The 12,989-nt window shown below is 70.3% G+C and carries 11 protein-coding genes and 1 pseudogene; 6 read left to right on the plus strand and 6 right to left on the minus strand.

Annotation, left to right across the window (positions count from 1 at the left end):
• Positions 1-15 precede the first annotated feature (15 nt).
• The 3 genes and pseudogenes from ACFYZJ_RS18135 to ACFYZJ_RS18145 form a co-directional block, all read right to left on the minus strand.
• Entirely contained in the window at positions 16-174 is a 159-nt protein-coding gene (locus ACFYZJ_RS18135; protein WP_388568894.1) for a hypothetical protein, read from the minus strand.
• 195 nt (positions 175-369) lie between these two features.
• Positions 370-980 (minus strand): annotated as a pseudogene (locus ACFYZJ_RS18140) (ATP-binding cassette domain-containing protein).
• A 304-nt stretch (positions 981-1,284) separates the two neighbouring features.
• Complete coding sequence (locus ACFYZJ_RS18145; protein WP_388568896.1) at positions 1,285-2,208, minus strand: alpha/beta hydrolase; 924 nt, start codon at positions 2,206-2,208, stop codon at positions 1,285-1,287.
• Between the two features lie 67 nt (positions 2,209-2,275).
• Here ACFYZJ_RS18145 and ACFYZJ_RS18150 point away from each other — a divergent pair, with 67 nt between their 5' ends.
• Complete coding sequence (locus tag ACFYZJ_RS18150; RefSeq protein ID WP_388568899.1) at positions 2,276-2,752, plus strand: MarR family winged helix-turn-helix transcriptional regulator; 477 nt, start codon at positions 2,276-2,278, stop codon at positions 2,750-2,752.
• Between the two features lie 211 nt (positions 2,753-2,963).
• On the opposite strand, the gene ACFYZJ_RS18155 is transcribed toward ACFYZJ_RS18150, so the two are convergent.
• From ACFYZJ_RS18155 to ACFYZJ_RS18165, 3 genes are all read right to left on the minus strand, one after another.
• Positions 2,964-4,355, minus strand: coding sequence for a Fic family protein (locus ACFYZJ_RS18155; protein WP_388568901.1), 1,392 nt, complete (start codon positions 4,353-4,355; stop codon positions 2,964-2,966).
• A gap of 114 nt (positions 4,356-4,469) precedes the next feature.
• Positions 4,470-5,084 carry a hypothetical protein gene (locus ACFYZJ_RS18160; protein ID WP_388568904.1) on the minus strand — a complete coding sequence of 205 codons (615 nt, stop codon included), beginning with the start codon at positions 5,082-5,084 and terminating at the stop codon, positions 4,470-4,472.
• Between the two features lie 299 nt (positions 5,085-5,383).
• Positions 5,384-6,634 (minus strand): ROK family protein, encoded by a 1,251-nt coding sequence (locus tag ACFYZJ_RS18165; RefSeq protein ID WP_388568906.1) that lies wholly within the window; start codon positions 6,632-6,634, stop codon positions 5,384-5,386.
• A gap of 113 nt (positions 6,635-6,747) precedes the next feature.
• Here ACFYZJ_RS18165 and ACFYZJ_RS18170 point away from each other — a divergent pair, with 113 nt between their 5' ends.
• From ACFYZJ_RS18170 to ACFYZJ_RS18190, 5 genes are all read left to right on the plus strand, one after another.
• A complete protein-coding gene (locus ACFYZJ_RS18170) occupies positions 6,748-8,205 on the plus strand; it encodes an APC family permease (protein ID WP_388568909.1) in 1,458 nt (485 codons plus the stop codon).
• A complete protein-coding gene (locus ACFYZJ_RS18175) occupies positions 8,202-9,185 on the plus strand; it encodes an ROK family protein (protein WP_388568911.1) in 984 nt (327 codons plus the stop codon). Before ACFYZJ_RS18170 ends, ACFYZJ_RS18175 begins: the two co-directional genes overlap by 4 nt.
• 22 nt (positions 9,186-9,207) lie before the next feature.
• Positions 9,208-10,287 (plus strand): SIS domain-containing protein, encoded by a 1,080-nt coding sequence (locus ACFYZJ_RS18180; protein WP_388568913.1) that lies wholly within the window; start codon positions 9,208-9,210, stop codon positions 10,285-10,287.
• A 738-nt stretch (positions 10,288-11,025) separates the two neighbouring features.
• On the plus strand, positions 11,026-11,271 hold the full coding sequence (locus ACFYZJ_RS18185; protein ID WP_388568915.1) for a hypothetical protein: 246 nt from the start codon (positions 11,026-11,028) through the stop codon (positions 11,269-11,271).
• A 379-nt stretch (positions 11,272-11,650) separates the two neighbouring features.
• Positions 11,651-12,853, plus strand: coding sequence for a cytochrome P450 (locus ACFYZJ_RS18190; protein WP_388568917.1), 1,203 nt, complete (start codon positions 11,651-11,653; stop codon positions 12,851-12,853).
• Positions 12,854-12,989: the final 136 nt, after the last annotated feature.

The following is a 12,989-nucleotide window of genomic DNA, read 5'->3' on the forward strand; positions in this document are numbered from 1 at the left end:
AGGCCGGCGCGGGATTCAGGCCGTGCAGATCACCGCGGTGGCATAGGCGGCGATGGTGCCGGAGGCCAGCGTCAGGGAGGTGGTCTTGGCCAGGACGAGATGGATGCGGGGGTAGCCGGCCCTGGCCAGGCGGCGGTCGAAGCGGCCGCCGTTGAACGTGACGGCGAACATCATGAACCCGGTGATCAGGGCGACGGCGTTGATGGCACCGGTGATCTGCGTGATCTGGTTGCCCGCGGGTGCCAGGAGTCGGCCGGTCGCGCGCAGCCTGAAGGGTACGGTCCTGCTGGGGACGACGGCGTAGGCCAGGTGATCCAGGAGGGGATGAACAGGGCGACCAGGACCATGGCGAGCCTGTCACGGGCGTGCTCAATCAGGTCGAAGCGGGCCGCGGTGACGAACAGATGCAGGTGCCGCCTCACGCCGGCACCGCCCTTGCGGGTGCAGGACGCCGCCCTGAAGCCGCCACAACTCATCCAGGCGCTCGGCGTCATAGGCCAGGTGCGAGACGACAAGGACGGAGCGGCCCGCATCACGCAACCGTGCCGCCAAGTCCCAGAACCGCTGGTAGGTGTCCCAGTCGAGACCCTGGTAGGGCTCGTCCAGCAGCAGCACCCGCGGGTCATGCATCAGCGCCAGGGTCAGGTTCAGCTTCTGACGGGTCCTGCCACTGAGCAGGCCCGCACGCTCATCGGCGCACTCCGTCAACCGCAGCACCTCCATGGCCTCCCCGGCGTGGCGCAGATCCGGCAGCCCTCGCGCGACGCGGAAGAACTCCAGATGCTGACGCACGGTGAGGGCATCGTTGACGACCGCGTCCTGCGGGCAGTAGCCGAAACGGCCTCCGTGACGGACCGTGCCACGCTGCGGACGCAGCTCACCAGACAAAATCTTCAACAGCGTTGACTTGCCCGCCCCGTTCCCCCGACGATCCCGGCCCGCACACCAGGCCGCAGATCAAGGTCCAAGCCCCGCAGCACCTCACGACGACCGTACGCGTGACGCGCGTCCCTGCCCCCGGCCCCCGGCCCCCGGCCCCCGGCCCCCGGCCCCCGGCCCCCTAGACCGTGCCACGCACTCGCTGCTGACCACTCACCGTCACGCCAGGCTAGGCATTATGTATGGTCAACAGCTCAGAGAAGGCCGCGACCTGCGCGGCCTTCCTGCCACGAGCAACTGCCTGGTTCACCGGCACCCGGCCGGGCGCTGGGGTGGCCGACGGGCCCCCGGGGAAGCCAGGGCCCGGGTTGCGGACCGTGGCCCGTAGGAGACCGTCTGCGGGCTTCAGGCTGCCGACGTGTGTGCCGTGCCCCTGGGGCGGATGTGCTGACTGAGAAAGAGAGCGGCGCGCTCCAATGCCTCGTCGGCTTCGTCCAGGACCCCGGCGAACGCCTGGAAGACATGTGGAACGTCGGCGGTGACGTCCAGGATGACGTCCACTCCGGCTTCCCTCGCGCGCGCGGCCATGCGTGTGGAGTCATCCAGGAGCACTTCGTCGGTGCCCGCCTGCAGAAGTATCGGGGGGAAGCCGGTCAGGTCGGCGAGGGTGGCGGGGCTGAGCATGGGCTGGTGCGGGTCCTGTCCCGCAAGGTACATGGCCCCGGTGTGTTCCAGCCCCTCACGCGTGAAGAACGGGTCGATGCCCGCCTTGGTGTCCATGCTCTCGCCCGTCCGGGTCATGTCGAGTCCGGGGGAGAACGCCACGATTGCGGCGGGCGTGGGCAGGCCCGCGTCACGGGCGGCAAGGCAGGTGGTGACAGTGAGGCCGCCGCCGGCGGAGTCCCCGGCGAACGCGATCGCCGAAGGGTCTTCGCCGCTGTCGAGAAGTGCGCGGTAGGCGCTCAGCCCGTCCTCGATCGCGGCCGGGAACGGATACTCAGGGGCGAGCCGGTAATCCAACGAAAATGCCCTGAACCCTGTTTTGGTCACCAGGTTCCCCGTCAGCGACATCGCCGTCTCCGGTGAACCGACCACGTAAGAGCCGCCGTGAAAGTAGAGGATCGTCCCGGGCTTCGGAGTCCCGGCCGGCTCGACGAGCACCGCGGGCCGATCGCCGAGCGTCGCAGTGCGGGTGCGGATCCCAGTCGGGACGATCATTTCCCCCATCATCGCCCTGAATGCGGCGCGGAGCTCCTCCACCGACCGAGGGCCCTCCGGCTGAGGCCGTCGGACCATCGCGTCGATCTCCGCGCGCTGTTGCCTGCTCATTGTCGCCTCCATCGCAAGTCCATGCCAGAGAACTATATGCCTAGGCATCTAGGCTAAGATATATGCCATGGCATCCAAGTCAAGCGGTGGCCGGGTCGATCTCCCGGGCTTCTTCGCCGATCTCGTCCGATGCGAGACGCGCCTCTACAACGCGCTGAACGACCGTCTTCGCGAGCGGCACGGGATCGTCACCTCGCAGTTCGAGTTCCTGCGCTTCCTGCGCGACCACCCCGGGTCCCGGGTGGCGGACCTCGCCGCCGAGTTCGCCATCGGTATCGGTGCGACCAGTAAGGGCATCGACCGCCTGGAGAAGCAGGCATGGGTCGTACGGCGAACCAATCCATCGGATCGCCGCTCATCACTGCTGGACCTGACCGATGACGGCCTGCAACTCGTCGAGGCGGCGGAGGCGACCTTCACCGAAACGCTGGCCGAACTGACCGCAGACACCCTCGACGGCCCCTCAGGACTGGCCGCCGTGCAGGTCCTCTCGGAACTCCGCGCCGTGCTCGAACGCGATCAAATCGGCCTGCCCACAGGCTGACCGGCATGCGCATCCAGTGGACTGCCCGTTGGCCGCGTGATCAGCGTTCGTTACGAGGGTGAAAGCCGCGGAGTGATGACGACTCGGTGTTGACACGCCACGTCCAGCCCTTCGCGGCCATGGCCGACCCACGTCACCGTGGGCCGCTGGGGCGAACCCAATATCCCAAAGGCGCCCCACCACCCACACCGCTGGAGCGTCCAGTAGTCACTCAGTCATGTGTCGATCCCTCGCCAGGAGTCGGGGATGCGGTGTTGTCGCGGGTGTCCCTGAGATGGATGTCGATGTAGCGGGTGAGGGGCAGCGCGTCCTGGGGGTCGTCGGCCTGGAAGGTGACGCGACGCAGCAGGCTGACGTCGTCGAGCGTGACGCCCTCGCGGGCGAGGACGAAGACGAGGGTGAGGAAGGCGGAGCGGGCGTTGCCGTCGTCGAAGGGGTGGAAGAAGCAGACGTCGAGATGGGCACGGGCGGCCCGGGCGGTCAGGGGAAGGGGCCTTCCGGGGTCCTGTGCGCTCTGGGACAGGCAGGCGTCGAGGCGGGCGCGGGTGTCCGGGCCGATGCCGTAGCGTTCCCGGCCGCCCTTGGCGAAGGCCGGCTGGTCGCGGAACGGCGGTGCCTGCGGCGTGCCCAGGACGTGACGCTGCCAGCCCTGGATTAGCTGGAAGTCGAGCAGGGCGCCGCGTGCCGCGTCGGCCCGCAGTAGCTCCAGGGCAGTGAGCAGTCCTTGTGCACGGGTGGGGTCTATGGCGTGGTCGAAGGTGCGGATGTCTTCTGCCGCGCCGTCGTGCGCGGGGGTCACTGGTTCGTCGCCGCCGCCGTCGGGGGCTACGTCCCATGGCACGGTCTCGCGTACCGCGAGCCAGCGGCGCAGGTGGTCTGGCGCGGGCCCGGTGGATCGTACGGCGTCGCCCGGCCGCAGCGAGAAGGCCAGCCGCTCCGCGACGTCCTCGACCAGAACCGGGTCGGGGCTGGTCCAGCTCCGGAACCGTCCGCCGATGGCCTGCGCGACCAGCTTCTTCGCCCGCTGGGGTGGGACGCTCCAGCGGCTGAGGAACCAGGTGAGCACTTGGCGGCAGTGTCCGTACCAGCCGCTGCCGCAGTCGGTGCGGTCGATCACCTGCCCGATCAGGTTCCGGGCGGCGCGTTCCCACAGGTTTCGCTGGTCCTCGATGTCGGCGACGTTCAGCGGGTAGGCCTCGAACCATCCGGCGAGGCTCTCCAGCCACTCGCGCCACTCGCAGAGCGCTGCGACGACACGGGCGCGGGTCTCCTCCGGGGTGGTGATCGAGTCCCGGGGACAGCACCAGTTCCCGACGGGTCCTCCGTCGAAGTCCCCTTCGTCGTGTGCCCAGCGCCAGCCCGCGGTCCAGCGGCCGTAGTGCTCGGCCAGGGCGTGCGACATGGCGTCGGCCCAGGGTTGGCCCGTGTCCCTGCTCCATCTGTTCATCGCCGGGTCAGCGAGGGACAGGTCGGGGCGGCGTGGCACCCTCTGGGCGGGTCCGAGCGACCGCACGACCTGCGGCACCGAAGCGCTGTCGAAGGGATGACGAGCGGGGTCCACGTCGTCCCAGGTGAGATAACTGGGGGCCAGGTCGACAATCACCGCGCAAGCCTGCCACGTCCAACCGACTGCGCATCAAGCGGATTACCGCGGGTGGCTTCCGTCCACGAATCCGGTTCGCCGTCGACGCCCAAGCCCTCCTGGCCCTCCGCCCTTTCAAGGGGAGCCGTTCGTCAGCAGCAGGTGGAAGGTGCGGCCTCGGTGGACGAACGTGGCGGTGTCGGAGCCGCTGCCGTCGAAGTACACCGGCCGCTGCGGCTCCTCGCCGCTGTAGTAGCCGGTGGAGCGCAGGAAATCGGGGCCGACAGTGGCGAATGACCATGCCTGGCCGTCTGCGCCGAGCAGCTCCCGGGCGAAACCGCGCACCAGTTGCTCGGCGTCCGCCGCCGGGTAGTGGTGGCCGTAGGGGCTGAACGCCTCGCAGAGCATCCAGCGCAGCCGTGCCAGGAAGCCTGCATGGTCGAGGGGGCTGACCGGGGCGCGGAAGCCCTCGCGCAGAAGCGGGTGCTCGACGGGCTCACTGTCGTACTCGTTCGACAGGTTGTACCAGTTGCGGCGCAGGTCGGCGGCCCGCATCAACCGCTCGAACAGGGCACTGCGCAGAAAAGCGTGCAGGACATCCTGGCGGTTCCCGGCTACGACGGGTACGTCGCACTCCGCTGTGAGCAGCAAGGTGTTGCTGTTCATCGCGTGGTCGACGGCAGAGAGGAACGCATCGACGGCGGGGGGTTCGCGGTCGGGCGGCGGCGCGGTGAAGTTCGGGCAACCCATGGTGGCAGCCTTGCGGACGGCCGGTCACTGCTTCCACGGCTTTTCCCCCTCCACGCCTTCTCCCCCGCATGCCCACCGCAACCAGCATCTGCTGCGACTCCTGCTCCGCTGGGCGACGAGCGGCACAGCGCCCGGGTTCTGGTGGGCGCCGCTCGCTCATGGGCCGACGGGCTGGGCGGTCACCGGTGCGATGCGGAACTGCCGTGCACCGCGCAGTGTGGTGTTCAGCGGCCCCGTGCGGCGCTGCCCGCACTATGCACCGGGCAGATCACCGGCTGAACCGGCGTCTGCCGTACGCCTCAGCGCGGCCAGGGGCCTTCCTCGCCCTCAGCCTCCTGGCGATGCCGCTGGCACGCGCCGAAGGCTCGACGCCAGGCCTCGTCGACGGCCTGGGCGACACCGCCGGTGACGGTGGCGTCCTCCCCGACAGCGGACACCGCGAGTTCGGGCAGCGGCAGCGGAACCAGCTCGGCGAGCCGGCGCCCGAGGGGTTCCAGCAGGAACTCCGCATGACTGCCGACCCCACCGCCGAGGACGACGAGCTGCGGATCGATCAACGCCACCACCGCGACCAGGGCCCTGGCGAGCAGGTCGACCTCACGATCCACGATCGCCGACGCGACGGAGTGGCCGGCCCGGGCCGCCGTGAAGACGTCCTCGACCGAGCACTTCTCCCCCATCCCCGCATCCCGGGCGGCAGCGACGATCGCATCGGCGGCCGCGGCGCTCTCGAATGCGCCGCGCAGCCTGACCTCCTCCAGGGTTTTTTCCCCCGGGTCGCCGACCAGGAGAAAGGCGATCTCGCCGGCCGCGCCGCGGGCGCCCCGGTGCAGCCGGCCGCCGGTGATCGTCCCCATCCCGACGCCGCTGCCCACGGAGAGGTAGACGAAGTCGGGGACGCCGCGGCCGAGTCCGGCCGCCTGCTCCCCCAGGGCCGCCAGGTCGATGTCGTTCTCGAACCTGATGCTGTCGCCGAACTCGTCGGTGAGCAGGCCCACGATGGTCGGGCGGTCCCAGCCGGGCAGGTTGTAGGCATGGCGCAGCCGACGGGACGCGGGGTCGTAGATGCCGGGGCTGCCGACCACGGTACTGAGCAGCTGATCCCGGGTGACCTCGTTGCTCTCCAGCAGTTCGGCCACCAGCCGGGAGATCTGGTGGACCAGATCCGTCGCACTCCGGGCGCGGGACGGCTCCTGGCGCCGGTCGAGCACGGTTCCGCCGAGGTCGGCGAGGGCCAGCCGGACCCACTGGGCGCCGACGTCGACACTGATCACCCGGCCGGTGTCGACATGGGGCTCCCACAGCCGGGCGGCCCGACCGGCGTTCCCGGTGCGCCGTCCGGTCTGCCGGACGAGTCCGTCCTCCTCCAACCGGGCGAGGGCCAGGTTCACGGTGGGCCGGGAGAGTCCGGTGTCGGAGGCGAGTTCGGGGGCCGAGACCGGGGCGTGCGACCGCAGCCTCTCCAGGACGACCCATTCGTTGGCCTGGCGCATGCTGCCAGGTCCGCGTAGCGCCGTGCTGTACGAGGGACCACCCACCGTCGTTGTCATGAACGCCATCCTCCCATCGCTACGCAATCCATTCTCCGACAGCTCTTGTATTTGTAAAGAAAGACTCGTTACATTTGCGCCTGCTGCCACGCCCCCTCCTCAAAGGCGCAACCGTGTCCGTGTCCACTCCCCCATCCGGCGGCCTGGCCCGCCGGATAGGCCTGCTTCAGGCCACCGCTCTGAACATGAGCCAGATGGTCGGTGTCGGCCCGTTCATCACCATCCCCCTGATGGTCGCCGCGTTCGGCGGTCCGCAGGCCATCGTCGGCTGGATCGCCGGCGCCGTGCTCGCTCTGGTCGACGGCCTGGTGTGGGCAGAACTCGGCGCCGCCATGCCCGGCGCCGGAGGCACCTATGTCTACCTCCGCGAGGCGTTCCAGTACCGCACCGGCAAGCTGATGCCCTTCCTCTTCGTGTGGACGGCCATCCTCTTCATCCCGCTGATCATGTCCACGGGCATCGTCGGTCTGGTGCAGTACCTGGGCTACCTGTGGCCGTCGATGGGCTCGGGCTCGGGAGACCTCGTCGGACTCGCCCTGATCGGCCTCATCGTGTGGCTTCTGTGGCGCAGGGTCGACTCCATCGCCCGGCTGACCACCGCCATGTGGGTCGTCATGCTGTTCGCGGTGGCGCTCGTCCTGATCGCCGCGTACTCGCACTTCCACGCCGGCAACGCGTTCGACTACCCGGTCGGCGCGTTCGACCTGCTCGGCGGCAAGTTCTGGACCGGTTTCGGGGCCGGCCTCGCCGTGGGCGTGTACGACTACCTCGGCTACAACACCGCCGCCTACCTCGGCGGCGAGCTGAAGAACCCCGGCCGCACCCTGCCTCGCTCCACGGTCACCGCCGTCTTCGGCGTCATGGTCATCTATCTGCTGCTGCAGGTTGGTGTGCTCGGCGCGGTCGACTGGCACCGGATGCTCGATCCGAATTCCGCCGTCTACCAGTCGATGGCGTCTGTGGTCCTGGAACAGGCCTGGGGCCGCGGCCCGGCGGAGACCGTCACCACCCTCATCCTGGTCACCGCCTTCGCCTCCGTCCTGGCGGGCCTACTGGCGGGCTCCCGAGTGCCGTACGACGCGGCGCGCGACGGCGTCTTCTTCCGCTCCTTCGCCCGGCTGCACCCCAGGCACGGCTTTCCGACCGTGGGCCTGGTCACCATGGGCGTCATCACCGCCGCCGGCTTCATGATCGGCCGTCATACCGACATGGGCACCCTCATCCAGCTGCTCACCACCGTGATGGTGCTGGTCCAGACCCTCTCACAGATCGTCGCGCTCACCGTGCTGCGCAAGCGCCGGCCGCGGCTGCACCGCCCGTACCGGATGTGGCTGTACCCGCTGCCCAGCGTCCTGGCCTTCGCCGGGTGGGCCTACATCTATGTGCGCGCCGACCACAACGCCCCCGGCCGCCACCCCATCGAATGGTCGCTGGCCTGGGTCGCCCTGGGCGGGCTGGCCTTCCTGGCGTGGGCCCGCAAGGAGCGCATCTGGCCGTTCGGCGACAAGCAGATCCGCGAGGAGTACCTCGACGCGGACGACGACACCGTCCAGCAGGCGGCCACCGCATGACCACCAGCACCGACGCCGCCGTCTCCGCCGCTGACGCGGCCGGGGGCGGCCCGGCCCCGTACCACGTCCTGGCCGTGGACCTGGGCGGCACCAAGACCGCCCTGGCCACCGCCGCCCCGGACGGCACCGTCCTGCACCGGGACGCCATCCCCACCCTCGCCGACCAAGGCGCCGACCAGGTCATGCGGCGGGTCGTCGAACACGGCCGCGTACTGACCGCACGCACCGCCGCCGACGGCCACGGCGCACTGCGGGCGGTCGCCGCCGCTTCGCCCGGGATCGTCCTGGAGGACCGCATCCTGCTGGCGCCCAACAACCCCGGCTGGGAGCGGCTCGCGCTGGCCGCGACCCTGCGGGAGGGCTTCGGGACCGACACGGTCGCCGTGGAGACCGACGTCAAGGCCGCTGCCCTGGCCGAGGCCCGCTGGGGCGCACTGGCCGGGTCCGTCTGCGGGATCTTCCTCAACCTCGGCACCGGGCTGTCCGCCGCGACCGTGGTCGACGGACGGGTGCTGCGCGGTGCCCACCAGGCCGCCGGCGAGATCGGCTCCCAGCTGCTGGGGACCGCCGACACCCGGGGTGCGGCCGACGGCCGCGCGCCGCTCGAGGAGTACGTGTCCGGGCGAGCCATCGGCGACCGGGCCTCGGCGCTCCTCGGCCGCCCGGTGACCACCGCCGAGGTCTTCGCCCTCGCCGAGCAGGACGCCGAAGTGGCCCGGTTCCTCGACGACGCCCTCGACACCCTCGGCGTGCACCTCGCCAATCTGGCGATCGCGCTGGACCCGGACACCATCGCGGCCGGCGGCGGTCTGACCCGCGCGGCGGGCCGGATCCTGCCCCGCCTCCGGCGGATCCTCGAGCGGGCCGTGCCCTTCCCGCCGAGGCTGGTCCCCGCGCACTTCACCGAGAGCGCACCGCTCACCGGAGCCGTCATCCTGGCGCTGGACGCGGTCGCCGCGCGGGCCACCGATGTCCGATAACCACCGACAGGAGTCCTCCCTCATGCCCACCGAGAACCGGCCGGAGCAGCACCGACCGGGCCGGACGATGTCCGCCGAGATGGCGCAGCAACCCGCGGTGCTGCGGCGCATCCTGGCTGACGGCGCACCGCAGATCCACCGCACCGCCGATCTGATCGCGGCCCGCAGGCCCCGCTTCGTGCTGCTCACCGCGCGCGGTACCTCCGACAATGCGGCGCTGTACGCCAAGTACCTGGTCGAGGTACTGCTGGGGATGCCGGCCGGCCTCACCTCGATGTCCACCACCACGGCCTACGGCGCCCGGCAGGACCTGACCGATGTCCTGGTCGTCACGGTCAGCCAGTCCGGCGGCTCACCCGATCTGGTGGCGTCGACCAGGGCGGCCCGGGAGGCGGGGGCGATCACCCTGGCGGTGACCAACAACGCCGCTTCCCCGCTCGCCGAGGTCTCCGAGTTCCACATCGACGTCCTGGCCGGTCCGGAGAAGGCGCTCCCCGCCACCAAGACGTACACCGCCGAGTTGCTGTCGCTGTACCTGCTCGTCGACCGCCTTCGCGACGGCGCGGACTCCCGGGGCACCTCCGTCGCCGCGCCGCTGCCGGACCTCGCCCAGCAGGTCCTCGCCCGGCAGGCCGAGGTGGCCCGGCTGGCCGCGCGGTACCGCTTCGCCGAGCGGCTGATCCTCACCTCCCGGGGCTACGGCTACCCGACGGCCAAGGAGGCGGCGCTGAAGCTGATGGAGACCAGCTACATCCCCGCGCTCTCCTTCTCCGGCGCGGATCTGCTGCACGGCCCGCTCGCCATGGTCGACAACGTCTCGCCGATCATCGCCGTGGTACCCGACGGCAGGGGCGGCCAGGCCCTGCAGCCGGTGCTCGACCGGCTGCGCGACCGCGGCGCCGACCTGGTCGTGGTCGGGAACCGGTCCGCGGTCGACGCCGCTTCCGCAGGATTCGTACTGCCGACCTCCGGCATACCCGAGAAGATCCAGCCGATCCTCCAGATCCTGCCGCTACAACTGCTGGCCTACGAGATCACCACCGCGCGCGGCCAGGACCCGGACGCCCCGCGTGCCCTGGCGAAGGTCACCGAGACCCACTGAGTCCCCGGTCAGGCACAGGTCCCGTCTTGAGCCGCACCGGATGCGTCTCGGGGGCCTCGCCGTTCCGCCCTGGACCGACGGCGTAACTGACGGGGTACGAGCCGCGGCGGCTCAGCCCTCTCGACGGGCGTGCTTGCGCGGTTCACGACGTTCGGGTTCGCCGCTCCGTTCGTGGACGGCGTGGACGATGTCTCGGAGCCCCAGTGGATGAGGGCGTCGCGGGTGCGAGCCGTGTGGAACCGAATGTGAGTCACACGCTGCCCAGTGCGCGAGACCTCGCCCGCCGAGGCCGCCCGTGTCGGCGTCGTCACTGGACCGCCGGCCTGGTCATCCTCGGGCGGATGAAGGTCCGGGGCGTCCCAGGAGAACGTCACCTCGTCGCGGGTTTCCGCAGATCGCAGGCTGGGACGTCCCGTAATCACCCCACATCTGCGCAGTTGCTCGGCCACGCAGATCGCGGCTTGCAACCTCGGTGATGGAAGCGAGCGGCGCCGGTCGCGCGCCGCCACACCACGGCAAAGAAGGTGAACCTTGAAGGCACGCAACAGCATCGCTGCCGCAGCCGCAATCGCCGGTCTCGTACTCGGGGGAGGAGCTGTCTTTTCCAGCCCGGCCCAGGCTCATCAGCCCCTCACGTCGGCCGCAACCTCGGCAGCGGCAGGCAGCCCGCTCGGCGCGGCGCGGACATCACTCGGCGGAGCCCTGCCTCCGGCGCGTCAGAACACCGGCAGCGGGAGCATGAGGCCGGCCGGCAGCTGGCTCGGGAAGTGCTACCCCTACCACAAGGCCGGCACGAAGTGGGCCGGTGGATGGTGCGACGGCAACGGTCCCAACTGGCAGTACTGGGGCTACGTCAACTGTTCGGGAAACACCCGTTACTTCGGCCCGCACCGCTGGGCGGGTGACAAGCGCGGCTCCTACGCCGCATGTCCGGCAGGCCGGTCCTACAAGTCCGGTGGTGTCTACTCCGGTTGGGTCCGGTAATCGCGCCGTCTGACTGTGACACAACTGCGGGGTCTGAGTTCCGCCTCCGTGCGCTCCCGCGCGGGGACGGAACTCACGATCGCGACGGACGACGGGCCGGCTCCGCGCAGGGTCGGACGGTCACGGGGTCGACATGTCGGCACAGGATGTGCGGGCGCAGTTCAGCGGGCTCACTCACACCCGTCGAGGCGGGCGACCGGTTCCGCGACCGCCGCCTCGGATCTGTGCGCCACGTCTGCGCACAGATCGCGGCGGTCGCCGTGCTCGCCCTCGCCGACCGCGGTCGCCGGTTCTCCCCGACCCGGTTCGGCCGGATGCGTCCTTCGTTGAAGGGCCGCCCGTTGCTAGCGTCGGAGCGAGCCGGGAGACGGGGGCAGGAATGGCGGCAGCCGAGGTGATCGATCTGGCGGCGATGGGCGAGGATTTCGTCCGCGATCCGTATCCGGTTTACGCAGCGCTGCGGGAGCGCGGCCCCGTGCACAAGGTGCGGATTCCGGAGGGTGCGGATGCCTGGCTTGTCGTCGGGTACGAGGCCGGGCGGGCCGCGCTTGTGGATCCGCGGCTGTCCAAGCGGTGGGAGCATGCCTCGCCTTCCTTCCCGATCCCCAGTCCATCTGCGGGATCCCACATGCTCAACTCCGATCCACCGGATCATGAACGGCTGCGCAAGCTGGTCGTCCGCGAGTTCACTCCGCGCCGGATCGAGCAGCTCTCGCCGCGGGTGCGGCAGATCACCGACGAGTTGCTCGACTCGATGGTGGCGCTTCCGGAAGGGCGGGCCGATCTCGTCGAGGCACTCTCGTTCCCGCTTCCGATCTCGGTGATCTGCGAGCTGCTCGGTGTGCCGATGCTCGACCGGGCCGCGTTCCGCGCCTGGACCGGCACGATCCTCACCGATCCCGACCCGGGGGCGCGGCTGACGGCGACGCGTGAGGTGGCCACGTACCTCACCGACTTGTTGGAGCGCAAGCGCCGGGCCCCGGGCCAGGACCTCATGAGCGCCCTGATCCGCACCACCGACGAGGACGGCGACCGGTTGTCCGCGGACGAACTGCGCGGAACCGCCTGGCTGCTGCTGGTCGCGGGGCATGAGACCACGGTCAATCTGATCTCCAACGGCGTATTGGCCCTGCTGACCCATCCCGACCAACTCGCCGCACTGCGCCAGGACATGATGCTCATCGACAACGCGGTGGAGGAGATGCTGCGCTACGACGGGCCGGTGGAGACGCCGACGTTCAGGTTCACCACCGAGCCGGTCGAGATCGGCACCACGGTCATCCCCGGCGGTGGTGAGCTGGTCCTCGTGGCCCTGGCCGACGCGAACCATGACCCGGCACGCTTCCCCGACCCGGGCTGCTTCGACATCCGGCGACCCACAGGCGGCCATGTCGCCTTCGGTCACGGCATCCACTACTGCCTCGGCGCGCCGCTCGCCCGCATGGAGGCTCGGATCGCGATCCGAGCCCTGCTGGAGCGCTGCCCGGACCTCGCACTCGACGCCCACCCGGCCGCCCTCAGCTGGCGCCCCGGCATGCTCATCCGGGGCCCGCGTCAGCTGCCGGTGCGGTGGAAGTCCTGACCTCGCGCTTGCCGAGTACCTCATCGGTGCTGGTCACGCATGATGGTGCCGTCGTGGAGGATGCTGCCGCACCTCGATGAACCATCCGCCCGGACCGGCCCTGGTCGTTCCCGACGCGGCGGCCGAGCGAGGCTTC

Origin of the sequence: Streptomyces sp. NPDC001848 (assembly GCF_042891915.1) — a bacterium.
GTDB lineage: Bacteria > Actinomycetota > Actinomycetes > Streptomycetales > Streptomycetaceae > Streptomyces.